The following is a 23869-nucleotide window of genomic DNA, read 5'->3' as shown; positions in this document are numbered from 1 at the left end:
AACAAGCCTACCTAGACTGCAAGGGAGATTTTTCACCACACCATAAAAAACGGAAAACGTGATGACCGACTCTCCGCTGTTCTACCAGGCAGGTCCTGCCCTGCCGGAAGTCAGCCACGCTGATGGCGTTATGCTCTGGGATACCCAGGGCAAGGATTATCTGGATGGTTGCTCTGGGGCTATTTCCTGCAACCTTGGCCATGGTCGACAGGATATTCGTGACGCCATGCTCGCCCAGATGGATAAGGTGGCCTTCACCTATCGCACCCAGTTTGAAAGCGCCCCCGCCGTTGCGCTTGGTCATCGGCTGGTCGAGCTATTTGAAGGTGAACTTGGCAAGGTGTTTTTCATTTCCAGCGGTTCCGAGGCAGTGGAGTCGGCTCTCAAGCTGGCGAGGCAGTACTTTTACGCCCTTGGCCAGCCTCAGCGCCAGCGCTTTGTATCGCTGCGCCCCTCTTATCATGGCAGCACCATGGGGGCACTGGGCATGACCGGCTATCAGCCGCTGGAAGCGCCCTTCACCAGCATGACCCATGCGTCCATCAAAGTACCGGGGCCGGATTTCTATCGTCATCAGGAGTGTGATGATGACACTCACGTTGACCGCATCCTGGCAGAGACCCGCGCCGCCGTGGAAGCCGCTGGTCCTGACTCACTAATTGGTTTTGTACTGGAGCCAATCGGCGGTGCCAGCACCGGTGCACGACTGTTAGGCAAACGCTATCTGCAAGGCATTCGTGCCTTATGCGATGAATTCGGCTGCTTGCTGATTGCCGATGAAGTACTCACCGGCGTGGGCCGAACTGGCACTTGGTTTGCCTGCCAGCATTACGACGTGGTGCCGGACATCCTGGTCACCGCTAAGGGACTGGGCGCGGGCTACTACCCAATTGGCGCGATGCTCGCCCGCAGCGCTATCGTCGAAACGGTCATGGCCAGCGGCGGCTTCCAACACGGCCACACCTATGCGGGCAACCCTTTGGCCTGCGCTACCGGCCTGGCCGTGCTTGAGGCCATTGTGCGCGAAGATTTGCTGGAAAATACCCGCCAGCGTGGCGCGCAGCTGGAAGCTGGGCTGCGTCGGCTTGCCGAGCGCTACGACTGGGTCGGCCATGTGCGCGGCGCTGGCCTGTTATGGGGCGTCGAACTGGTCGCCGATGGCGAATCGCGCCAGCCTTTCCCTGCCGAGCAAAACCGTTTCGCCCAAATCACCGCATTGGCCAAACAGGAAGGCCTGCTGATCTACCCTCGCCGCACTCTGGATGGCGTGTCCGGTGATCATTTCCTGGTCTGCCCGCCGCTGACTATTCAGCCCGAGGAAGTCGACACTCTGCTGGAACGCTTAGCGCGTGCCATGGCGCGTTTTGATCAAGCGCTTAGCGCCGCTGATTTGCCCCCACAACCTTCCCGGGAGCGCTTAACACCATGACGCTGCTAAACCACAAAACCTGTGATATTGACGCGGCTATCGCCGAGATTCCCGATGGTGCGACCATCATGGTCGGCGGCTTTGGCTCGCCGGGCACACCCTTTGCGTTGCTCGACGCCCTTCTCGCCAGCGGCCAACGCAACCTAACGCTGATTAAAAACGATGCCAATGAGCCTGGCATCGGGATTGGCAAGCTAATTGAGGCAGGCCGTGTAAAGCGCTTGATCACCTCTCACTTAGGCCTCAACCGAACAGCCATTGACGCCATGAATGCTGGTGAGATGGAGGTCATTTTTCATCCTCAGGGGCTGTTGGCTGAAAAAATCCGCTGTGCAGGCGTTGGCCACGGCGGCTTTCTTACCGATATCGGGATAGGGACGGAAATTGCTGAAGGCCGTCAGGAAATCAATATCGAAGGTTGCACCTGGGCGATTGAGCCGGCCTTACAGGCTGATGTTGCGCTAATTCACGCTGAGCGAGCCGACCGTTACGGCAACCTGATCTATCGCGCCACGGCCAGCAATTTCAATCCCTTAATGGCCATGGCTGCCGAGCGGGTGATTGCCCAAACCTACCAGATCGACCAACCCGGCGACCTGCCTATCGACACTATTCACACCCCCTGTGCCTTTGTCAGTCATGTAGTGCAAGTCGACCGTGCGTCCAGCCAGCAAGGAGTTCGCCCCCATGCTTTCTGATCAGCAGCGTATGTTGACCCGCGCCGCCCGTGAAGTCATCGACGGCCAGATCGTCAACCTGGGGATCGGGCTGCCAACACGGCTGTTCCACTACCTGCCCAATGATATGAATGTCCTGGTGCATTCCGAAAACGGCGTGCTGGGCTGCCGCCCCCGCCAAGCAGGCGAAGCGCTCGATATCGACATGATTGACTCCGGCGGTGCGTATATCACCACCCGCGCGGGGGCTAGCGTGTTCGATAGCGCCACGTCCTTTGCAATGATCCGCCGCAGTCGCGTGGACGTTACCTTTATGGGCGCCTTCGAGGTGGATCAGGAAGGCAACCTGGCCAATTGGAAAATTCCTGGCAAATTCTCACCGGGCATTGGCGGTGCCATGGAGCTGGCCCAGAAAGTCGCCCGACTGGTGGTGCTGTGCTCCCACAACGATAAGCACGGCAACCCCAAGATCCTCACCCGCTGCCAGTTACCGCTGACCGCCAGCCGCTGTATTTCCCGCATTATCACTGAGAAAGCCGTGATGGATGTGACCCCGGAAGGACTTGAGGTAGTAGAAATCGCCGAAGGGCTGAGCGTTGAAGCGCTCCGCGAAGCGACCGACGCCCCTCTGCTGATTGATGAATCACGTTTAGGGAGATTCTGATGCTCGACGCCACCGAACAACGCATCATTGCCTGCTGCAATGCCCTGATGGACGACACCCTGGAACTGACCAGCGATCTGGTGCGGGGCTATAGCGTCCTTGGCCAGGAACAGAGTGCGCTGGACACCATGGAGCGCCACCTTGAACGCCTGGGCCTGCCATTGACCCGTGTACCATTGGATGCCCCCGGCTTTGAGGCGCACCCCCATCGTGCTCCCACCGAATGGCCCAGCACTGGCCGCTATAACGTCATTTCAGACCTTAACCCCGGCGCGCCTGGGCCACATTTAGTGTTCAACGGCCACCTCGATGTGGTACCTGCCGAGCCCATCGATATGTGGACCCGCCCACCCTGGGAGCCGTGGCAAAAAGATGGCTGGCTGTATGGCCGTGGCGCAGGTGATATGAAGGCGGGGATTGCCGCCATGGTGATGGCGGTTGAGGCAGTACGTCAGGCAGGCGTCGAGATCAACTTCCCGCTCACCCTGCAAACCGTCATTGAAGAAGAGTGCACCGGCAACGGCGCGCTGGCTTGCCTGCACCAAGGTTTTAGCGGCGATTTCGTACTGATCCCGGAACCCTTTGGCGCTCAGATCTACGCTGGCCAAGTGGGAGTGCTTTGGTTTCGAATGCGCCTGGATGGCGTGCCCGCCCATGTGCTTGACCCCAGCGCGGGGCGCAATGCGATTGAAGCCCTGCAGGACTATCTGCCCGCGCTAAAAGCGCTGGAAGCCGAAATGAACGACTTACCCCGGCCTGCGCTATACGTCGACCATCCTCATCCGTTCAACCTTAGCGTTGGCCGTGTAGATGCGGGCAATTGGGCCTCCAGCGTACCGGCCCACGCTATTCTGGAAGGGCGTGTTGGCTTCCCGCCCGGCATGTCACCGGAGGAGGCAATGCAGCGGGTCCGCGAGACCCTGATGACCCGCCACGCCGAGCTTGACGACGCGACACCTCCACCCAAGATCAGCTTCCATGGCTTTCGCTCCGAAGGGCATGTGGTTGATCTCGACACCCCAGGTATCCGGCTTCTCTCGGAGTGCCACGAAGCCTTATTAGGCGAACCACCTGCCCACTATCTGTCCACCTGCACCACTGACCTAAGGGCCTTCCACGTTTCCGGCGAGATCAACGGCACCTGCTATGGCCCGATTGCTCAGCGCATTCACGGCGTAGACGAATGCGTCAACATCGACTCGATCCGCCACGTGCTAACCACCTATGCCCTATTCATCCACCGCTGGGCGCGCATGGCAAACAACCAGGAGACCCACGCATGAGAGACGTGTATCTCGCCGACTATGCACGTAGCGCCTTCAGCCGCGCGCACCCCCGCAAACCCGAGGTCGATGCCTGGGCCGACACCCGCAGCGATGCCCTGCTAGCCAGCGTGTTCGATGGCTTATTAGCACGTAGCGGCGTTGATGGCTCTGTGGTGGAAGACCTGAGCATTGGCTGCGCCCTGCCAGTAAAAGAGCAGTGGAGCTTTGGTGGGCGTTACCCGCTGTGGCTTGCCGAGCGTTTCGGCCCCCTGGGCGAGGCATGTGCTACCCGCCAAATTGATCAGCAATGCGGCTCGGGACTTGCCGCGCTGCGCAACACCGCACGGGAGATTCAGGCGGGCGCGGTTGAGGTTGGCATGGCCGGCGGCGTGGAAAACATGACCCGCGTGCCCATGGGCCCGGCACTGTTTAAGGAAGGCGTGCTGACCAGCCCTCAAGCGCTGCAAAAAGCCGACTGGCTGGCGCTCGACGTGGTGCTCAACATGGGGCTGACTGCCGAACGACTGGCCAAGGCTGCCGGTATTTCGCGTGAGGCGATGGATGCACTCGCCCTCAGTTCCCACCAGCGTGCCGCCAAGGCCAACGCAGCAGGTCACTTTGACGCTGAGCGTTTGACTCTGAACAACGCGGCAGGCGAACCGGTCAGCGCGGACAGCAACATCCGCGCGGATACCAGCGCTGAGCGCCTGGCGGGGCTGGACCCGGCATTTATGCAAGGCGGCGTAGTGACTGCAGGCAACAGCTCGCCGCTAACCTCTGGTGCCGCCGCCACGCTACTGATGTCTGAATCTGCCCTGCGCCAGCACGGCATTAGCCCCTTGGCACGCGTTGTGGCCATCGCCGACTGCGGTGTCAAGCCAGAGGAGATGGGCGCCGGTGCCGCCGCCGCCATTCGCCGCGCACTGAAACAGGCCCAGCTGACACCGCAGGATATCGACGTATGGGAAATCAACGAAGCCTTCGCTGCGGTGCCGCTGCATGCCATGGGTGAGCTTTCGATTGACCCTGAGAGCGTCAATATCTGGGGTGGCGCCATGGCGCTGGGGCACCCGTTAGGCGCGACCGGCATCCGCCTCGCTGGCACGCTTAGCCGACTTCTTCACTCCCGCCAGCAACGCTATGGCTGCGCGGCGGCCTGCATTGGCGGTGGGCAAGGCATCGCCATCATTTTAGAACGCTAAAGCCACTAGATGCCGTTTAACCAAGCGGCAAACAACACTAACTCCTTATAAGGAGAATAATAATGTCAACAACAACGAACGACGAAAACAAACGACCCTCGTTTTGGGGCGCCATCATTGGCATCGGTTTCTTATGCTTCATGATGTTTGCGCAGATCTTTTTACTGGGTGAAGACTGGGTCACCCATATTTCGCTGATCTTTGCCATTGTGGTCTGCGCCATCATCGCGCTGTATTCCGGCTTCAGCTGGCAGGATGTTCAGAAAGGCATTCTATATGGTTGCGAAATCGCCATGCTGCCGATGCTGATCTTAATGATGGTCGGCGTGTTAGTCGCCAGTTGGATTGCCTCCGGCACAATTCCCTCGCTGATCTATTATGGCCTTCAACTGATCAACCCCTCCTATTTCCTGGTCACGGCTGTCATCGTGTGTGCCGTTGCATCACTGGTCACCGGCAGCTCATGGACCACCGCCGCCACCTTCGGCGTAGCCTTTATCGGCATCGGCAGCGGTCTGGATATTTCTCCGGCGATGACCGCGGGCGCAGTTATTTCCGGTGCTATCTTCGGTGACAAGATTTCACCGGTATCAGACTCCACCAACCTCGCTGCCGGGGTTGCCGAGGCCAACCTGTTCGACCACATCCGTTCGATGTTCTACACCACCGGCCCGGCACTAATCATTACCATTATTCTGTTCTTCTTTATCGGCATGCAGTTTGACGGCGAAGGAGCTGATATTTCCCGCACCGCTGAACTGCTAGCGGGCATTAGCGATAATTTCTCAGTGGGTCTGCTCGCCTTCCTGCCCCCATTAGTGGTGGTTGTTTTGGCCTATCAGCGCATTAATGCCCTGGCAGTCATGGTCATTGGCAGCCTATTAGGGGCGGGACTTGCCGTCGCTACTCAAGGTGTCGGGCTGGGCAGCATGATGAATTACATGAACTACGGCTATGTCTCGGAAACCGGTGTTGAAGCCGTCGATAGCCTACTTAGCCGTGGTGGCCTGCAAGGCATGATGTGGACGATCTCGCTGGGCTTTATCGGGCTTAGCCTGGGTGGCCTGCTGGAGAAGACCCGTATGCTCGAAGTGCTCTTGGAAAAGATGGGCAAACTGGTCAGTAATTCACGCGGGCTAATCGTTACCCATGTGCTCTCGTCATTGGCCACCAACCTGTTCTCGGCCAGCCAGTATATTGCCATTATTATTCCGGGCCGCATGTTCGTACCCGCCTACCGCAAACTCAAAATTCTGCCATCGGTATGTTCGCGTACCTGTGAGGACTCGGCCACGGTTACTTCGCCGCTAGTTCCTTGGGGGCTAGGCGGTGCTTACTACATGGGCGTGCTGGACGTCTCCGCGTGGGATTACATGGGCTGGACCTTCCTCGCCATTATCACTCCCGTGATTGCCATTGTGTACGGCCTGTTCAATATCTGCATTTGGCGTGAAGGCGAGCGTAACGACGTCAACACCTATAACCAGCCATACACCGAAAGTCTGCCGCAAGCCGAGCTAGCGAAGTAGATCGCCACCTATCAGACCAACACGTGGCCAGGGGCGGCCGAGTTGTCGCCTCGCACCACTGCCTATCAACCTGAGGGCACCTCTCATGTATAAAAATATTCTAATCACAACGGCGGCAGACAATAACTCCAATATCCTGCAAAAAATCGAAGTGGCGCGTAAGCTGGCAGACAACGACAGCACCATACAAATCATTTCGGTAATGGAGCGTATTCCCCCTTATATCGCACCATCACTGCCCAGTGATTACCGCGAAACCACCGCGCAACGCATTAAGGACGGTATTCGTAAGAAAATTGGCGACGAGCACTACGAAATTCATATTGTGGAAGGCAATGCCGCCCATCAGGTGGTCAAGTTTGCCAAACGCAACGGCGTCGATTGCATCATTATTTCCTCGAATCGCCCCGGCTTCCCCGACCACTTTATGGGCTCCACCGCCCTCAATGTTGTACGCCAGGCAGCGTGCACGGTGACGGTGGTTCGGTAGACCGGCTATTCGATCAGCGGCGCAAGTTACCTATCCAACGCCGAGCCGGAAAAATCGTTAACCGGCCACTGAGTGGCCCATTGACGTTTTCGGCTTGGCGTTTGGCGCTTCAGCGCATATTCAGCGCGGCTGGCTGCGGCGCGATCTGCGAACGGTTGCGCGCCGAGCAGTGCTATCGGTGGATTCGCTCGGGTATAGCGAGCGCCTTTACCGTCGCAGTGTGCTTGGTAACGCTTCGCTAGGTTATTGGTAATCCCCACATAGGTGCCGCGTTTGCACTCAAGTAAGTAGAGGAACCATTGGGTATCGGTATTGATACTACTCACCGCAACAACTCTTTATTTTTCGACCACTACCACATAGACAGCGCTCGTTTCGCCGCGGTTTGAGGCGCTCAATGGTCGGCACGCCATCCACATACCACCAGCGCCCATCTTCAAACACAAACCGTGAGTTTTCTTCCAGCACATGCCAGCGGTTTTGTTCACGGAAATAGGCTAAAAAATGGACTGAGCCCTGAGCCTCTTTTGCTGGCGGCGCCGCCACAATCGTGAGCGCTTTCCATTGGGTGTCCGGGTCGGGCGGTAGCTGCGTTGGCCGCGTTGATGCGTGCCAAGTGGCGAGTAGGTAATCACGGCTGTTCAACGCAAATGCCGTGTAACGTGAGCGCATTAGCGCTTCCGGCGTAGGTGCTGCTGCACCTTGGTGATATGGCTGGCAACACGCCGTAAATGCAGCACCACTGCCGCACGGGCAGTTGGCTGACGTTGAGACTGGCGTTGAAAGCGTCATATTGAAAGCTCTGTATTCTTTGGTTTATAGATTTGGTATACGTTTTGTTTCGGTATTGGCACAGAGTTAGATATAGTACCAGAGCTACATCATCAGACAGACGGAGTACGACACACGACCAAGCATTCTTTCCAAACCCAGTGGAGGTTCTCCTATGAAGGTTTACAAACCCGAATGGCAGTGCACGTTTAGCGTAAACGAAGGCGCGGTAGAATCAGCAACCTGGAAAGAGCGAATCGCCTGGCGGCTTAGACAAATCGCCGATCGACTAGAAGGCGGTGGCCGTACGGTAAAAATCGACTACAACGTCTCCCCGCACGTTAGCCGAGACGAAGTTGATACCTGTTTGGGAAAAGGGTTTGAGGTGACTCAGCGGCTGCTGACCCAACTTGCCCGCCAACAGGCCTGCGAAGATGTGATGCGCCATGCGAAAGCAGAGCTTTACGAAGAGCAGCATCAGCACTAATAGCCAGTCCGTAAGCGTCTCAAGAAAACACCCGTCTATTTAATATTGGCGGGTGTTTTTTATTGTGCGCTATTTATACTGCGGGCTAATTAGCAACCATCATCCCAGATGGGGTGTTTCTAGCGCCTGCCCTAATCGCTGCATAAACGCCGTACACTCATGCAACTGCGCCGTCTCAATATACTCATCGGGCTGATGCGCCTGGGCGATGCTGCCAGGGCCAAGAATGATTGTCTGCAAGCCCTGGCCTTGGAACTGCCCGGCCTCGGTGGCATAAGCGACCGCATGATTACAGCAGGCGTGTGGCAGATGGTCTTTGGCTAAGCGAAGCACTTGTTCGTTCTCGCGGTCGGCCAAGCCCGGCACTGTCACGTTTAACGGCTCGGTGGTGATTTCAACGTGCTTGCCTTTAGCCTGCAGCTCAGCGCTTAGCTGGGCGCAATAGGCATCAAAGCGCGCGTATATTTCGTCGAAGGTGTCCGTGGGCAGATGGCGAATTTCCCACTCAAACTGACACTCCCGCGCCATAATGTTGATCGCAGTACCGCCTTTTATTTTACCAACGTGCAGGCTGGTATGAGGCACATTAAAGGCCTCATCGACGCGGCCCTCTTCCACCAATGCCGCCATGGTGTCTTCAATGAACGTGACGAGCCTTGCCGCAACATGGATAGCTGACGTGCCTTGATTCACTTGGCTACTGTGGGCCTCCTGGCCAATCACGGTGGTGCGCAGATTCGTTGCGCCTTTTTGCGCGACCACAGGCTGCATGCTGGTAGGCTCACCAACAATGACGTGGGCGGTAGTGGAGTAGTGCTCGTAAAAGCGTTTAATAAGACTCGGCGCGCCCACACAGCCAATTTCTTCGTCGTAAGAAAATCCGAAATAGATGGGCTGTTTCAGCGGCGCATTGACCCAGGTAGGCACCATGGCTAACGCACAGGCAATAAAGCCTTTCATATCACAGGTACCACGCCCATACAGACGCTCATCGCCACCATCACGCAGAGTAAACGGATCACTCGACCATGGCTGACCAGCCACCGGTACGACGTCGGTATGCCCAGAGAGCATCACTCCGCCAGGGGCGTCAGGGCCTATGCGGGCAATCAGGTTGGCTTTGCTGCCACACGGGCTCATCACCCGCTCTGAAGCCACACCATAATCAGCTAGATAGTGCTCAACGAATTCAATTAGGGCCAAATTAGATTCACTGGAAGTGGTATCGAACGATACTAGCTTAGCCAGTAATGTGGTCGCATCAGTCATACTGCTCTCGTCAGTTAGGCTCTTCATATCACCCTATCACCGCCTCTCTCCTTTGCCTACTAAGCAGGCCGACGCACAGCCAAACGTTGACTGTCACGTCGAGTTCATCGTGCATTCATGAAAACGTCATCTACACTTTCTACTGTTCAGTGCACCCAAAAACTTAATAAACGTACTGCGAACGACCCACAAGGAGCCGTTATGTCTCGTTTCACATTGCACGCGCTTGCCCTAGGGGTGGCTACGGCCACGTTTAGCCTTTCTGCCCATTCTGCGACCGAAGTGACCTGGTGGCACGCCATGGGAGGCCAGCTTGGTGAAATCCTTGAAGAAATGACGGAGGAGTTTAACGCTTCTCAGGACGACTACCACGTCACACCCAGCTACCGCGGCAATTATACCGAAACGATGACCGGCGCCATTGCAGCGTTCCGTGCGGGCGAGCAGCCGCATATTCTGCAGGTATTCGAAGTCGGCACTGGCACCATGATGAACGCCAAAGGTGCCATCTACCCCGTGTACGAGTTGATGGAAGAGCATGGCCGCGCGTTTGATCGCGAAGCCTTCCTGCCAGCGGTAGTCGGTTACTACACCGACACCAACGGCAACATGCTGTCGTTCCCGTTCAACTCTTCTACGCCGATTATGTACTACAACCGCGACATGTTTGAGGAAGCGGGTCTAGACCCCGAGCAGGCGCCACAAACCTGGTCTGAAGTGGCCGATTTTTCGCGCCAAATCGTCGATTCTGGGGCGGCCAGCTGTGGCTTTACCACTTCCTGGCCTAGCTGGGTAATGCTGGAAAACTTCTCCGCTTGGCATAATGTGCCGCTTGGTACGCTGGAAAACGGCTTTGGCGGCATGGAAACCGAGCTTACCTTCAACAATGAGCTGGTCGCCCGCCATTGGGATAACCTCCATAACTGGCAGGAAGAGGGTGTCTTTAAGTGGGGCGGCCCCGGTTCTGGCCCTGACTCAGAGCCGCTGTTCTACTCCCAGGACTGCGCGATTTTCTTCGGCTCTTCTGCTTCCCGTGCGGATGTCGCTGCTAACTCTGACTTTGAAGTCGGTTTCGGTATGCAGCCCTACTATGACGACGTAGATGGCGCGCCACAGAACTCCATCATTGGCGGTGCCACCCTGTGGGCACTACAAGGCCACACCGATGACGAGTATGAAGCCGTTGCCGCCTTCTTTGAGTACCTCTCACAGCCTGAGGTACAAGCCGAGTGGCACCAGCAAACCGGTTACCTGCCCATCACTCAAGCGGCATGGGACTTGAGCAAAGAGCAGGGCTACTACGATGAGAATCCAGGCGCCGATATTTCGCTGAAGCAGATGACGCTAAACGAACCGACCGAGAACTCGAAAGGCCTGCGGTTTGGTAACTTTGTACAGATCCGCGACATTATCTCCGAAGAGATGGAAGCGGTGATGACCGGTGGCAAATCGGGCCAGGAAGCAGCTGACGACGCAGTGGCACGTGGCAATGATTTACTCCGTGACTTTGAAGCTGCCAACCAGTAAATAAGCTCTCACTTCGCCGCTTACCCCACTGGGTAGGCGGCGATTTCGTTTGTCGATGCTTATATTTACTAACCATTTGCAGAGCTGCCCATGCAAACTAAACGCATGACCTACCCTGGTCGCTTTTTGCCCTACGCGCTGCTGGCGCCCCAGGTGATTGTGACGCTGATTTTCTTTATCTGGCCTGCTGGCCAAGCGTTGTATCAGTCGCTATTGCGCGAAGACGCCTTTGGGCTGCGCTCGACGTTTGTGGGCTTGGAAAACTTCGCTCGCCTGTTTCGCGATGGCGCTTACCTCAACTCGCTCTCCGTGACAGTGGTGTTTGCCGTCGGTACCACACTCCTGTCAATGACGGTGGCTCTATTATTGGCCAGCACCGTCAACCGGATGATTCGCTCACGTAGTACCTACACCACACTGCTGGTGTGGCCCTACGCCATCGCCCCCGCCCTTGCGGGCGTTTTGTGGTGGTTTATCTTCAACCCTTCCATCGGCATCGTTCCCTATATGCTAGAAATGGTGGGTTATCAGTGGAACCACCGCAACTCGGGAAGTGACGCCATGCTGCTGGTGATTTTTGCCGCCGCTTGGAAGCAGATCTCCTATAACTTTCTCTTTTTTCTAGCGGGCTTACAGTCAATCCCGCAATCGCTGATTGAAGCCGCCTCCATTGATGGCGCCAGCCCGACTAAGCGCTTCTGGACGATTATTTTCCCGCTGCTGACGCCAACCACCTTCTTCTTGATGGTGGTTAACGTGGTGTACGCCATGTTCGATACCTTCGCGATTATTCATGCCACCACCGCGGGCGGCCCGGCCCAGTCGACCAACATCTTGGTTTACAAAGTGTATGCCGACGGATTTGTGGGGCTCAACCTGGGCTCCTCGGCAGCTCAGTCAGTGATTCTGATGGTCATTGTGGTGGCATTAACGATGATCCAGTTCCGCTTTATTGAGCGCCGAGTCAACTACTAAGCCTTTGGGAGAACGTTAATGGTTGAAAACCGCCCTTGGGCAAACCTAATTGCCCACGTTATTTTGATCTCTGGTGTCGCGCTGGTAGTTTTTCCGGTGTATGTCGCTATTGTTGCCTCTACCCACTCCCTGTCGGGTTTGCTGCAGGGCACGCTGCCGCTGCTACCCGGCGGTCACGGGATCGAAAACTATACGCGGATGTGGCAGTCGGGCGTCTCTAATGCTGGTGCGCCGCCCGCCGCTCTGATGCTCTGGAACAGTTTTATAATGGCCATGGCGATCACGGTAGGTAAGCTGTCTATTTCGCTGCTTTCCGCCTTTGCCATTGTCTACTTCCGTTTCCGCTTTCGGATGTTCTTTTTCTGGGTGATCTTCGTCACCTTGATGCTGCCGGTGGAAGTACGCATTATTCCGACGTTTCAGGTCGTTGCGGATCTCAACATGCTTAATAGCTTTGCCGGGCTGTCGATTCCGCTAATTGCCTCGGCCACCGCGACGTTTCTGTTCCGCCAGTTCTTTATGACCATTCCCGAAGAAATGCTCGAAGCCGCCCGCGTCGACGGCGCCGGGCCACTGAAGTTTTTTAAAGACATCTTAATGCCGCTGTCAGTGACCAATATCGCCGCACTGTTTGTGATCATGTTTATCTACGGCTGGAACCAATACCTGTGGCCGCTACTAATCACCACCGACCCTGACTATTACACCATCGTGATGGGTATCCAGCGCATGACTTCGGAAGAGAATCCCCAGTGGCAACTCGTCATGGCGGCAGTGGTGATGGCAGCGCTACCGCCGGTACTGGTGATTCTGTTTATGCAACGCCTATTTGTGAAAGGCCTGACCGAGACGGAGAAATAAGATGGCTAGCATTACCTTGGAAGGGCTGAAGAAAACCTATACCGGCGATGTTCACGCCGTCAAAGGCATCGACTTACAGATTGAAGATGGCGAGTTTGTGGTACTCGTCGGGCCATCCGGTTGTGGCAAATCGACCCTGCTGCGCATGGTCGCTGGGCTTGAAACCATTACCGAAGGCACGCTCAAAATCGGCGACCGGGTAGTCAATAAGCTAGAGCCCGCCGAGCGCGATATCGCCATGGTGTTCCAGAACTACGCGCTTTATCCGCACATGACCGTCTACAACAACCTCGCTTATGGATTAAAGAACCGGGGTTTCAAAAAAGATGACATCGATAAACGCGTGCGCTTAGCGGCCAAGATGCTGGAGATTGAAGACTTCCTAGAGCGCAAACCCCGCAAGCTTTCCGGCGGCCAGCGCCAGCGGGTAGCGATGGGCCGAGCACTGGTGCGCGAGCCTTCAGCCTTCTTGTTCGATGAGCCGCTTTCCAACCTGGACGCCAAACTGCGCGTACAGATGCGAGTGGAGATTAAACAACTACAGCGTCGCCTAAAAACCACCAGCCTGTATGTCACCCACGATCAGTTGGAAGCAATGACCCTGGGCGACCGTTTGGTCGTGCTAAATGCCGGGCAAATTGAGCAGGTAGGTACCCCGATGGAGATCTACGCCCGTCCGGCCACCATGTTCGTTGCGGAATTTATTGGCTCCCCGGCAATGAACATGTTGCCGCTGGATTATCTGCGTACTCAAAGCAGCAGCGTGCTGGAGCACCTTCCCGAAGGCACCGACACTCTCGGCATTCGCCCAGACGACATGCACCTCACCGCACCCGATGCGCCACACCTAGCCATCGACGCAACACTCATGCTCTTTGAGGCGGCAGGCGCGGAAAGCCATCTGTACGTTAATCTCGCCGACAGCGAGCAACCCACGGTGATTCGCACCGCGGGCCAGCCAGCCGTTCGTGAAGGTGAAACATTGCGCTTCTACGTGACCCGCGATGCTCTTCATCCTTTTAATAGCACCACTCGAAAGCGCACCGATGGTTAACACCGCTGCTTAAGAAAAATACGCATTAGAAAAGCACGTCATCGGAGATTTCATGCGCTACGTTTGAGCTAATAACAATAACTCGCTGCTCGGCTATTTTTTTGCCGGTAGCGTATGGATCTCTGTGATGAATACTGGTCTATGAAGACAGAATGTAATGACCTCGACAGCTTATACCGCGATCATTCCCGGCGCGTACAGGCGACTCTGATTCGCTTGCTAGGGGATTTTGAGCTTGCCGAAGAAGCAATGCAGGACGCGTTTGTGGCCGCAGTTCAGCAATGGCCGATTAACGGTTCACCCGACAATCCTCAAGCCTGGTTAATTCGTACCGGCTACCACTGTGGGGTTAATCAGATTCGCCAACGCAGCACGGCACGCCGCCGAGCTCATTTGCTGTTACCCGCCGAAGAGACTCTGGATCTAGAACCAGCGACGATCCAAGACGATGCACTGCGCCTATTGTTCACCTGTTGTCATCCAAGCCTGAACATGGAAGCCCGCGTGGCATTAACCCTACGGGAAATGTGCGGCCTCACCACCGAGCAGGTGGCGAGTGCGTTACTCATGAAACCCACTACGCTGGCGCAACGCATCGTGCGCGCTAAGCGCAAAATTCGTGATGCCCGCATCCCCTACGCGGTGCCTGATAGCGAAGCACTCCCCGAGCGCCTGCCGGATGTACTCCAGGTGATCTATTTAGTGTTCAACGAAGGCTACTCACGCAGCATGGGCAGCCAGGTCGTTGATGTCAGTTTAACGAAGGAAGCCATGCGCCTCGGTGAGGCGTTAGCAAGGCTGCTACCCAGTGGCGAGGTGTTTGGATTGATGGCACTGATGCGGCTTAATGATGCTCGTCGCGATGCACGCCAAGACAGCGCGGGTGACTTAATCACCCTGGACGAACAAAATAGAGATTTGTGGCACCAAGAGGACATTCGTAGCGGCATCGAATGGCTTGAGCAGGCGCTGATGCTCACTCCAACCGGCTACTACACTCTTCAGGCATCAATTGCCGCGGAACACTCACAGGCTAGCAGCACCGAACAGACCGATTGGGAGAGAATCGTGAGGCTCTACAATGCGCTATGCCGCCGTAACACCTCCCCCATTCTGGCGCTGAATCGCGCAGTGGCCATTGCCATGAATGGTGCGCTGGCAACCGGCTTGCAGCTTCTTGATGAGTTAGCGCATCACCCACAAATGGGCCGCTATCATCTTTTTCATGCAGCACAAGCGGATTTGCTGCGCCGCCAAGGCCAATATGATGCAGCGCGCAGTGCCTATCAGCAGGCACTTGTGCTGGCGACGCTTGATCCAGAGAAGCGCTTTTTGCTAAAGCGTTTACACGAACTTGAGCAAGCTCCATAAACACAGCGTGCGTCGGGATTACAGGGTTGATAGGGCCTGGCTATCCCGTCCAACACTGAGATGTATTGTCACAGGAAGTAGCTCCCGCAAGCACTCACTTAGTCCCGAATAGAGATCGACATGTCGCCATAGATATTTGCCTGGACCGCAGGGCGTCGTAGGTACTCATGGGGAAATCCTAGAGGCACCGCGCTAACCTCGTCGAGCCGCGCCTGTTGGTCAACCGTCAGTTCCAGTTCGAGTGCATCCAGGTTGGCTTCAAGCTGACTTATCGATCGCGCCCCAATGAGCGGCGCGGCCATACCAGGACGGGCGAGCAGCCACGCTAAAGCCACGGTGGCAGGTGATGTATTTTGTTCCGTAGCAACCCGCTTCACTTCATCGATGATGCGAAAGCTGCGCTCTGGGACAGGGCCAGCCTCATTCACTATGGCGGCACGGCTGCCGCTGACCACGTTTTCAGGTGCGAGTTCGGCACGACTGTATTTCCCTGTCAGAAGTCCACTCGCCAGCGGTGACCAGGGTATGATGCCCATCCCCATTTCACGTGACATTGGAACCAAGTCACGCTCCACGCTGCGCTCAATCAGATTGTATTCTAGCTGCATCGCAATCACTGGCGACCAGCCACGAAGATCTGCGATAGCCTGCATCCGTGAGGCCTGCCAGGCAGGGATATCTGACAGTCCCAGATAAACGACCTTTCCCGCCGCCACCAGATCATCCATGGCGCGCAGAATCTCTTCTACCGGTGTAGTGAAATCCCAGGCGTGCAGATAAAGCAGGTCGATATAGTCGCTGCCGAGTCGGGTCAAGCTGTCTTCCACCGCACGAACCATGCTCCGTCGGCTGTTACCTCCGGAATTAGGGTCATTGGTGCGCATTGGCAAGGTGTATTTTGTAGCGATGACCAAGCGGTCCCGCTTCCCTTGGGCAAACCGGCCAACAAAGGACTCGGAAGTGCCCCCGGTATAGTAATTCGCCGTATCGATAAAGTTGCCGCCGTGGTCGACGTAACGATCAAAGATAGCGCGGGAAGTCGACTCGTCGGCGCCGAAGTTCCATTCCGTACCGAAAGTCATGGTGCCTAGCGCCATAGAAGATATTTTCAGGCCCGAACGGCCCAGTAAGCGGTAATGGTCGAGCTGCATGGTTTTTTCCTCAGCGGTTGGTTTCCTCAATGGTAGATTTGTTCTTAAATTGACAGAATACATCGATATATTTATGAACTATGAAGCTGTAATAAATAATGAAAAGTAGTGATGTGGCAGAATTGCGTGCCTTCGTGGCAATCATCGAGCGCGGTAATTTCGCGCGAGCGGCGGAATGGCTCAATGTTTCGCCTTCAGCACTCAGCCAGACGATTCAGAGGCTAGAGGCACGTCTGGGACAGCGCCTATTGAACAGGACTACCCGCACCACACGACCAACTGAGGCGGGGCAACAGTTGTATGAGCGGGTTTGGCCCGCCCTGAGAGAGATCTCAGCGGCTCAAGCGCAGTTACAGGAGCAACAGGATGAGCTTGGCGGTCGGTTGCGGATCAATTCGTCATCCACTGGGGCTGCTTATGCGCTGGCACCACACCTAGCGAGCTTTGCCGAGGCTTACCCTGGAATTGAAGTCGAGATCGTCATCTCTGATCGTCTGGAAGATGTGGTGGCTAGTGAGTGCGATGCCGGGCTGCGACTCGGGGAGAGCCTGGAACAAGATATGGTAGGAGTGCCGATGAGCAATCCACTACGTTGGATTGCGGTGGCATCGCCAGTCTATCTGGCTCGTGCAGGCACGCCGGAACATCCCGCTGCTTTGAAGGAGCATGCCTGTATCAATATTCGCTGGCCCAGTGGAGGACATCTCTTCCAGTGGGAATTCGGCTGCGAAGGGCGATCCGTTCGAGTAGCCGTGACCGGTCCGCTGTGTACTAACGATGTTGCAACACGACTGCGTGCGGTCAAGGACGGCCTTGGTATTGGTTATTTCCTTGAGCCGGAGGTGTGGGACTTGCTATCGGCCGGCGATGCCGTTGAGGTGCTAGGGTCCTGGTGTCCGAGGGAGCCGGGATTCTACCTTTACTACCCGGGTAACCGACTGGTCACGCCACAGCTTCGAGCTTTCCTCGATCATGTCGCGGCGCGCCGTCAGAAGATAGTTGCTACGCAATAAGATCATTTAATCCGCATCCGATGGCAGGAGGAAATCAACCAAATAGTCCGATCACTAAAAATAATATCTAGCCTATGTCGATTTCCGCTCGCCCCAAACTACTAGTGAGAGTACCCCCTCTGATCATCCAGGAGACTCTCAATGAAATTCATGCTAATTCGCCGTGCCGATACCAATACCGAAAATGGCGTTATGCCCTCCCAGGAATTGCTTGCCGACATGGCTGCGTATAACCAGCGTTTAACGGAGGCAGGTGTATTTTTAGGCGGTGATGGCTTACATCCAACCAGCGATGGCTGCCTGATCCGCTTCGATAAGGGTACTCCCACCGTTATCCCAGGGCCTTTTTCGCACCCCAGTGAGCGCATTGCCGGCTACAGCGTACTAGAAGCACCCACACTTGAAGAGGCCATTCATTGGGCTCAGCAGTGGCCCGCCCAAGATGCCGATGGCAACGTGACGCTTGAGCTGCGGCGCTACTTCTCGCTGGAGGATTTTGAGCCCGGTGCCGGCATTGAGCAGCACCGTAACCTTGCCCGTGTGCCGGATGCCATGAACGTGCATGTTGCCTTTCCCGGCACTTGCCGTGAAGCCATGCAGTTTTATGCCGACGTCACTGGTGGCCAGTTGGAATGCCTACTGACTTACGCTGAAACGCCTGCCGCTGAACACGTACCGCCTGCCCTTCATGACCACGTTATCCATGCCTCGCTGAACCTGCGTGGACGCCGCTTGATGGGTGCCGATATGGCGGCTGACTGCTATACACCACCTCAAGGGGTAGAGATTCAATTGGAGTATCAGGATATTGAGCAAGCCGCACGAACCTTTGCTCAACTAGCGGAGGGTGGAAAGATTGTCATGCCGTTCGAAGCGACCTTCTGGTCGCCAGGGTTCGGCATGGTAACCGACCGCTTTGGCGTCGGCTGGATGGTCAACGTTCCGTCAGAAAACTGCCCCTCAGCCACCGAAGGAGACGCTCCATGAAGTACGTTGCGCTAGTGTATTACCAAGAGCAAATCATCAATGCCATGAGCGAACAGGAGTGGTACGACCTCAACCAGGAGTGTATCGCGGGGGTCGAGCGCCTGAGCGCCAGCGGCAACTACCTTTCCGGGCAGCCGTTACAACCAACGGAGACCGCAACCACCGTGCGCGTGCGTGATGGCGAGACACTGATCTCCGATGGCCCCTTTGCCGAAACCAAAGAGCAACTGGCTGGTTTCTACCTACTGGAAGCTCGCGACTTGAATGAGGCACTGCAGTTGGCTAGCCGCATCCCGCCAGCTCGGCTGGGCAGCATTGAAGTACGCCCCGCTCGAGAACTCCCACCCAAAGCAAACGCAGGAAAAACAGCATGAACACTACCGCCACACCCTATGTCGATGGCTTCATCGCTGCCGTGCCGACCGCTAATAAATCTGAGTTTATTGAGCACGCCCGCGCCGCCGCAGAAGTGTTCAAAGAGTTCGGCGCACTGCGAGTGGTAGAGTGCTGGGAAGATGATGTTCCCGAAGGCGAGGTCACCTCGTTCTCCATGGCGGTTAAGCGAAAAGATGACGAAAGCGTTGTTTTTTCATGGATAGAGTGGCCTTCCAAAGCGGTACGCGATGTCGCTATGCCAAAAGTCATGGAAGATCCACGCTTACAAATGGACGTTAATCCCATGCCCTTTGATGGCCAGCGTCTTATTTATGGCGGCTTTGAAAGCATCATGACGATGTGAGTACACCGGGCCGTTTCACTCAATAGAAACGGCCCGCAAGCCCTTCCTCTTGGTAAGTGACTCCCCCTAGCGCAATCCCATAGCGGCTAAAACGCATCTTAATGGCTCCTTTCATATTGATGTCATCGTTCATCGTTAGCGTGCCAGAAAGGCCTGACAATGTGGTGACATCAATGACAAACCAACCGCGCAAACCGCTCAGCGACGAAGAAATCGCCTACTTAGAGGAACTGGCTAACGGCAACGCATTAGCCAAGCAGCGTCGCCGCGAGAAAAAGCGCCAAACGCCAGCGACAAAGAAACTCTTAGACTAACCACGCCTTACCAAGGCGTATTCATGCACGCTTTCTAAAACCACTTAATTATTATCATAGATAGCATAACGCAAAAAGCCGATGTACTTTTAGCACATCGGCAAAACGATCTTAATAAGTGACTTAAACGCTAAGGAAGCTATTTATCATTTAAAAGTGATAGCGAGCACCTACTGCATAATACAGATCATCTTCGAAGTTATTATTGGCATCTTTATTAGCATCATTTAGCTCGACAAACACATCAAAATTGTTAGAAACATCGTAATGCGCCGCAGCGGCCCAAGCATCGCGATCCTTATCAGCGTTGTCTACGTCAATGTTGTAATAATCGAGATAGAAGGTCCAAGCGCCGGTGGCAAAGCTACCACCTAGGCCTACTGTGTCGAAACCGCCTCCTCGCTTATCGTTATCACCACGGGTTTCATAACCTAAACGCGCAGAGAAAGCGTCATTAATGTCGTACTCGGCCGTAGTACCAAAACGTGTTTCACCGTTGCCACCGCCACGCACGGAATCTTCTACATAACCGAGTGCTAAACGTAAGGGGCCAGTCGCGTAAACGACGCCACCTTGTGTGGCGATAACGCTACCTTCGCTAGACTGCTGCGCTTCAGTGAGGCCACGCTCAGAAAAGTGTTTTGCTGAGAAAACAGCCTGAAAACCGTTGATTTCAGGCGTTTTATAGCCAAGTGAGTCGCCACGCGCCTGAAGACCACCGCCGGCAAATTCATAGCCACGCTCTACATAAACATCGAACGGTGTCATCACGTAGTTATCGTAGTAACTGTTATAGTTACCCGCCATGAACGTACCGTACTGCTTACTCTCGAGACCAAGGTAGCTATTACGCACTTCGTCAAAGCCCGGGCGGCTGCGCTCATCCCCAGTAAAACGCCACTCTACCCGTGCAAACGCGCGCAGGTCAGCGTTGATTTGATGGCCTGCCGTAAAGCGCAAACGAGAACCAAAATTACGGAACTCTTCGCCATTATCAACGCCATTTTTTTCACCACCGCCTTCAAACCCCATAGCGATGCGGCCGTAGATATCTAGCGTCGTGCCGTCTTGGTCATATACCACCGCTGCTTGAGCCGCAGAGGCACCCAACAAACCACTAATAGCTAGAGCAAGTGTCGCCTTTTTAAACATGATTGATCCCATTAAAGTAGTTAGCGCTTGTTATCAGCACTTTTAGTTACAAGAGAATTCAGATACCGAAGTCTTCTAATTCAATTTCTTTTCAACCCAAGATTCGTCAGAAAAGGGTCGTCATAAAAATCGAAAAATTATGTTTAAGCTGCTTACCGAGCTTTTAATTGCGCATTGCGAAGGCACAATCGAGGATATGTTTACCTCGTCGTCAGCTACCTTAAAACCGATATATGTCATTCTTCTTAAAGTTTTATTTTTTAGCGCTTTTTTTGATAACTATAAAAATGCAACCTAATCGACATCTTGATCTGCTACGACATCACCATTCACTAGCGGCTTCACCATTAAAAATGGTGGCCTGTCATCCCATGTTCACCAGGCTGTCTTGGCAGTGTCACTGTCGCTACGCATAGTCAATGAAATAGTGAATGAAATAGTGAGTAAAAACGTGATAAAGGGATGGATCGCCCATGCGACTCTGTATCGTTAGCGAAACATGGTCACCAGAAATAAATGGTGTTGCGCATACCTTAAATAGGCTATGTCGTGAACTCACTCGGTTGGGGGTAACAGTGGATGTTATTCGCCCTAAACCAAGCATGGCTGCCAGCGCCATCAATGTTGCTCAAGAGCGTTCTCAAGGGCTTTCTCAAGCACCGTCTCAAGAACAGTATCAAGAACCCTACCAAGAACCGTCCCAAGAGCTTCAGGTTCGGCGGTTAGCGCTACCGGGTTATAACGCTGTGCAGATTGGCCTTGCCAGACCTTCAAAACTTCGCCGTTTCTGGCAGAAGCATCGTCCCGATTCTATTTATCTGGCAACCCAGGGCCCGCTGGGCTGGGCAGCTCGACAGGCTGCACGCCAACTGAACATACCTTTAGTGGCTGGCTGGCATACTAATTTCGATCACTACTGCCATGACTACGGGGTTTCCTGGCTAGCTGCCGCCACGCGGCGATATTTACGCTACTTCCATAACGGCTGCGACCTTACCCTTGTGCCCACTCAACAACAGGCTGAAGCGCTACGCGCTCAGGATATCCGCGGTGTAAAGGTACTCTCACGCGGCATTGATGGCGATATATTTTCCCCAGCCCACCGCGACGACACCCTACGCGAACAGTGGGGGGTTAGCGAACATCAACCTGTTGCGCTGTATGTGGGCCGCTTAGCTCCAGAAAAAAACCTCGCGTTACTGCAAGAAACGCTGCAGGCCATGAGTGACGTACGCCCCGATATGGCACACGTCATTGTTGGCGATGGCCCAGGCCGCGCTCAGTTACAAAAAGCGCTACCAGATGCTCATTTCACCGGTTTTGTGAATAAACAGGCACTAGCACGCCACTATGCCAGTGCCGATATGTTTATTTTCCCCTCTCAGTCAGAAACATGGGGAAATGTGGTGACTGAAGCCATGGCCAGCGGGCTGGCAGTCGTGGCCTATCACCACGCCGCCAGCGCTGAGCTGATCCAAAGCAGGCACAACGGCATCACCGTTCCCCCTGGCGATACGCTTGCCTTTCAACAGGCTGCCGTCGCGTTATGCCAGCACCCTGCTGACTACGCCCGCCTAGGTAGAACCGCCCGCCTACGCGCGCTAGAGCAAAGCTGGCCGGGAATCGCAGAGCAGTTCTTACGCTATTTACAAAACGCCCAGGAGGCTCACCATGCGTCCGCGTCCGCTTGTCGTATTCGATCGTCTTGATGTCTTTGAATGGCAGCTTTGCCAACGGGTAACACACCTATCGCTTTATCGCCCCTGGCGGCTAACGCTGCAAACGGCAAGTAAGCTGGGAGACTGGCCTGTCTGGGTATTATTAATCGCTGCACAGCCCTGGTTACAGCCTAACGGTGCTTGGCGAATCATGCAGTACAGCGCCATCGCACTGTTTGCAGTCGCTATTTATAAGTTGGTAAAAACGCGGCTGTGTCGCGAACGTCCGTTCATCACCTACCTCGGTGGCGTCCACTGTGGCGAACCTGCCCGAGACAAATACAGCTTCCCCAGTGGTCACACCATGCATGCGGTGATGTTTAGCGTGTTGGTCGCCGCTCATACCCCCTGGTTGCTACCTATTGTGATTCCCCTTAGTTTACTGATTGCCATTTCGCGGGTGGGGCTTGGGCTGCACTATGTCAGCGATGTCGTTGCTGGCGCAGCCATGGGCTATGGCTTTGCGCTACTGAGTCTTTATTGGATGGGATAACCCTCTGCGGTTGGCCGCTCAACGCCGTATCAATAAAAGCAAAAAGCCACCAACGTGGACGCAGGTGGCTTTTGGTATTGTCGATTAACTATCTATTGTTTTAATTATCTACATATCGGGAGGCATATCGTCACGATCCTCTATTGTGGTCATAAACGATGTCTTGAACATCATATAAAGACCGACTCCCGAAAACCCTAGAAACAGCACAAACATGCATAACATCAATACCATCGCCATAGCGCTTGTCCCTGGAAGTGTGCGGCTGCGACGTTGACGTCTTCTAACCGCTACATTTTGGTTTACACCAGAGGATAGACCAAAATGTCACGCTTAATGATACAAAAGTTGTTCAAAAAATATGGAAAAGTTAAATATACATAAGAATCAAAGTGTTAAAAACAATTAATTGACGCAAAAAAACCACCTCGCTTTCACGAGATGGTGATTTTGCATCAATGCTGTTCCCTGGCGGTGATGATCAGCGTTTCCTTACACTGATAAGGGTGAGCAGGCTAAATGTCCTTTCACATCCTTTTGCTAATATGGCTCCATGCCTTCCCTAATTACCTATTAGCCTGCTCACGCTTGTTTACTCATTGTGGCTAACGTTGCTGCGAAGCGTTTTTGGCGATTAATTCCACTTAAAAATTAGAGTAACAACACTACGGCTGTAGTCAGGTTATTGCAGACAATAGGCCAAGTGCCATTTTTAACAACAAAACATATCA

General features: G+C 54.7%; 25 protein-coding genes. 20 read left to right on the top strand and 5 right to left on the bottom strand.

The window, feature by feature from the left end:
* Nucleotides 1-61: 61 nt before the first annotated feature.
* From NF683_RS08485 to NF683_RS08455, 7 genes are all read left to right on the top strand, one after another.
* Nucleotides 62-1429, top strand: coding sequence for an aminotransferase family protein (locus tag NF683_RS08485; RefSeq protein ID WP_253921735.1), 1368 nt, complete (start codon nt 62-64; stop codon nt 1427-1429).
* Complete coding sequence (locus NF683_RS08480) at nt 1426-2127, top strand: CoA transferase subunit A (protein ID WP_253921734.1); 702 nt, start codon at nt 1426-1428, stop codon at nt 2125-2127. Before NF683_RS08485 ends, NF683_RS08480 begins: the two co-directional genes overlap by 4 nt.
* Entirely contained in the window at nt 2117-2770 is a 654-nt protein-coding gene (locus NF683_RS08475) for a 3-oxoacid CoA-transferase subunit B (protein WP_253921733.1), read from the top strand. The genes NF683_RS08480 and NF683_RS08475 overlap by 11 nt, the downstream gene beginning before the upstream one ends.
* Nucleotides 2770-4053 (top strand): ArgE/DapE family deacylase, encoded by a 1284-nt coding sequence (locus tag NF683_RS08470; RefSeq protein WP_253921732.1) that lies wholly within the window; start codon nt 2770-2772, stop codon nt 4051-4053. Before NF683_RS08475 ends, NF683_RS08470 begins: the two co-directional genes overlap by 1 nt.
* A complete protein-coding gene (locus tag NF683_RS08465; RefSeq protein WP_253921731.1) occupies nt 4050-5237 on the top strand; it encodes an acetyl-CoA C-acyltransferase in 1188 nt (395 codons plus the stop codon). Before NF683_RS08470 ends, NF683_RS08465 begins: the two co-directional genes overlap by 4 nt.
* A gap of 62 nt (nt 5238-5299) precedes the next feature.
* The gene (gene nhaC, locus NF683_RS08460) at nt 5300-6766 is read left to right on the top strand and encodes a Na+/H+ antiporter NhaC (RefSeq protein ID WP_253921730.1); all 1467 of its coding nucleotides are present in this window, start codon (nt 5300-5302) and stop codon (nt 6764-6766) included.
* 85 nt (nt 6767-6851) lie between these two features.
* Entirely contained in the window at nt 6852-7256 is a 405-nt protein-coding gene (locus NF683_RS08455; RefSeq protein WP_146942976.1) for a universal stress protein, read from the top strand.
* A 26-nt stretch (nt 7257-7282) separates the two neighbouring features.
* On the opposite strand, the gene NF683_RS08450 is transcribed toward NF683_RS08455, so the two are convergent.
* Together NF683_RS08450 and NF683_RS08445 are read right to left on the bottom strand one after the other, a co-directional pair.
* Complete coding sequence (locus NF683_RS08450) at nt 7283-7582, bottom strand: GIY-YIG nuclease family protein (protein ID WP_253921729.1); 300 nt, start codon at nt 7580-7582, stop codon at nt 7283-7285.
* A complete protein-coding gene (locus NF683_RS08445; protein ID WP_253921728.1) occupies nt 7575-8048 on the bottom strand; it encodes a YchJ family protein in 474 nt (157 codons plus the stop codon). The genes NF683_RS08450 and NF683_RS08445 overlap by 8 nt, the downstream gene beginning before the upstream one ends.
* Before the next feature lie 154 nt (nt 8049-8202).
* Here NF683_RS08445 and NF683_RS08440 point away from each other — a divergent pair, with 154 nt between their 5' ends.
* Complete coding sequence (locus NF683_RS08440) at nt 8203-8514, top strand: hypothetical protein (RefSeq protein ID WP_030074158.1); 312 nt, start codon at nt 8203-8205, stop codon at nt 8512-8514.
* Nucleotides 8515-8613: 99 nt separating this feature from the next.
* Here NF683_RS08440 and argE read toward each other — a convergent pair whose 3' ends face one another.
* Nucleotides 8614-9783 (bottom strand): acetylornithine deacetylase, encoded by a 1170-nt coding sequence (argE, locus tag NF683_RS08435; RefSeq protein ID WP_253921727.1) that lies wholly within the window; start codon nt 9781-9783, stop codon nt 8614-8616.
* Nucleotides 9784-9984: 201 nt separating this feature from the next.
* On the opposite strand from argE, the gene ugpB reads away from it, so the two are divergent.
* The 5 genes from ugpB to NF683_RS08410 all read left to right on the top strand — a co-directional run bounded on the left by ugpB (nt 9985) and on the right by NF683_RS08410 (nt 15571).
* Nucleotides 9985-11310: a sn-glycerol-3-phosphate ABC transporter substrate-binding protein UgpB gene (gene ugpB, locus NF683_RS08430; RefSeq protein WP_253921726.1), complete on the top strand. Its 1326-nt coding sequence runs from the start codon at nt 9985-9987 to the stop codon at nt 11308-11310.
* A gap of 90 nt (nt 11311-11400) precedes the next feature.
* On the top strand, nt 11401-12285 hold the full coding sequence (ugpA, locus tag NF683_RS08425) for a sn-glycerol-3-phosphate ABC transporter permease UgpA (protein WP_253921725.1): 885 nt from the start codon (nt 11401-11403) through the stop codon (nt 12283-12285).
* An 18-nt stretch (nt 12286-12303) separates the two neighbouring features.
* A complete protein-coding gene (gene ugpE / locus NF683_RS08420; RefSeq protein WP_125745021.1) occupies nt 12304-13146 on the top strand; it encodes a sn-glycerol-3-phosphate ABC transporter permease UgpE in 843 nt (280 codons plus the stop codon).
* A gap of 1 nt (nt 13147) precedes the next feature.
* Nucleotides 13148-14200, top strand: coding sequence for a sn-glycerol-3-phosphate import ATP-binding protein UgpC (locus NF683_RS08415; protein ID WP_253921724.1), 1053 nt, complete (start codon nt 13148-13150; stop codon nt 14198-14200).
* Nucleotides 14201-14341: 141 nt separating this feature from the next.
* Complete coding sequence (locus NF683_RS08410; protein WP_253921723.1) at nt 14342-15571, top strand: RNA polymerase sigma factor; 1230 nt, start codon at nt 14342-14344, stop codon at nt 15569-15571.
* Between the two features lie 98 nt (nt 15572-15669).
* Here the strand turns inward: NF683_RS08410 and NF683_RS08405 are convergent, their stop codons facing one another.
* Nucleotides 15670-16722, bottom strand: coding sequence for an aldo/keto reductase (locus NF683_RS08405; protein ID WP_253921722.1), 1053 nt, complete (start codon nt 16720-16722; stop codon nt 15670-15672).
* Nucleotides 16723-16820: 98 nt separating this feature from the next.
* Between NF683_RS08405 and NF683_RS08400 the strand changes: the two genes are divergently transcribed.
* The 5 genes from NF683_RS08400 to NF683_RS08380 all read left to right on the top strand — a co-directional run bounded on the left by NF683_RS08400 (nt 16821) and on the right by NF683_RS08380 (nt 19775).
* Nucleotides 16821-17735 carry a LysR family transcriptional regulator gene (locus tag NF683_RS08400; protein ID WP_253921721.1) on the top strand — a complete coding sequence of 305 codons (915 nt, stop codon included), beginning with the start codon at nt 16821-16823 and terminating at the stop codon, nt 17733-17735.
* Nucleotides 17736-17876: 141 nt separating this feature from the next.
* Nucleotides 17877-18722, top strand: coding sequence for a YciI family protein (locus tag NF683_RS08395; protein ID WP_253921720.1), 846 nt, complete (start codon nt 17877-17879; stop codon nt 18720-18722).
* Nucleotides 18719-19096, top strand: a complete 378-nt coding sequence (locus tag NF683_RS08390) for a YciI family protein (RefSeq protein WP_253921719.1) — start codon at nt 18719-18721, stop codon at nt 19094-19096. The genes NF683_RS08395 and NF683_RS08390 overlap by 4 nt, the downstream gene beginning before the upstream one ends.
* Nucleotides 19093-19461 carry a DUF1428 domain-containing protein gene (locus NF683_RS08385; RefSeq protein WP_089039980.1) on the top strand — a complete coding sequence of 123 codons (369 nt, stop codon included), beginning with the start codon at nt 19093-19095 and terminating at the stop codon, nt 19459-19461. The genes NF683_RS08390 and NF683_RS08385 overlap by 4 nt, the downstream gene beginning before the upstream one ends.
* A 173-nt stretch (nt 19462-19634) precedes the next feature.
* A complete protein-coding gene (locus tag NF683_RS08380; RefSeq protein WP_157698051.1) occupies nt 19635-19775 on the top strand; it encodes a hypothetical protein in 141 nt (46 codons plus the stop codon).
* A 150-nt stretch (nt 19776-19925) separates the two neighbouring features.
* On the opposite strand, the gene NF683_RS08375 is transcribed toward NF683_RS08380, so the two are convergent.
* On the bottom strand, nt 19926-20927 hold the full coding sequence (locus NF683_RS08375) for a porin (protein ID WP_089039981.1): 1002 nt from the start codon (nt 20925-20927) through the stop codon (nt 19926-19928).
* A gap of 473 nt (nt 20928-21400) precedes the next feature.
* On the opposite strand from NF683_RS08375, the gene NF683_RS08370 reads away from it, so the two are divergent.
* Together NF683_RS08370 and NF683_RS08365 are read left to right on the top strand one after the other, a co-directional pair.
* Nucleotides 21401-22636: a glycosyltransferase family 4 protein gene (locus tag NF683_RS08370; RefSeq protein WP_089039982.1), complete on the top strand. Its 1236-nt coding sequence runs from the start codon at nt 21401-21403 to the stop codon at nt 22634-22636.
* Nucleotides 22599-23138 (top strand): phosphatase PAP2 family protein, encoded by a 540-nt coding sequence (locus NF683_RS08365; protein WP_253921718.1) that lies wholly within the window; start codon nt 22599-22601, stop codon nt 23136-23138. Before NF683_RS08370 ends, NF683_RS08365 begins: the two co-directional genes overlap by 38 nt.
* Nucleotides 23139-23869 lie beyond the last annotated feature (731 nt).

This window comes from Halomonas sp. MS1 (assembly GCF_024182575.1).
Taxonomy (GTDB): domain Bacteria; phylum Pseudomonadota; class Gammaproteobacteria; order Pseudomonadales; family Halomonadaceae; genus Vreelandella.
This window is presented reverse-complemented; position numbering and strand designations above follow the sequence as displayed.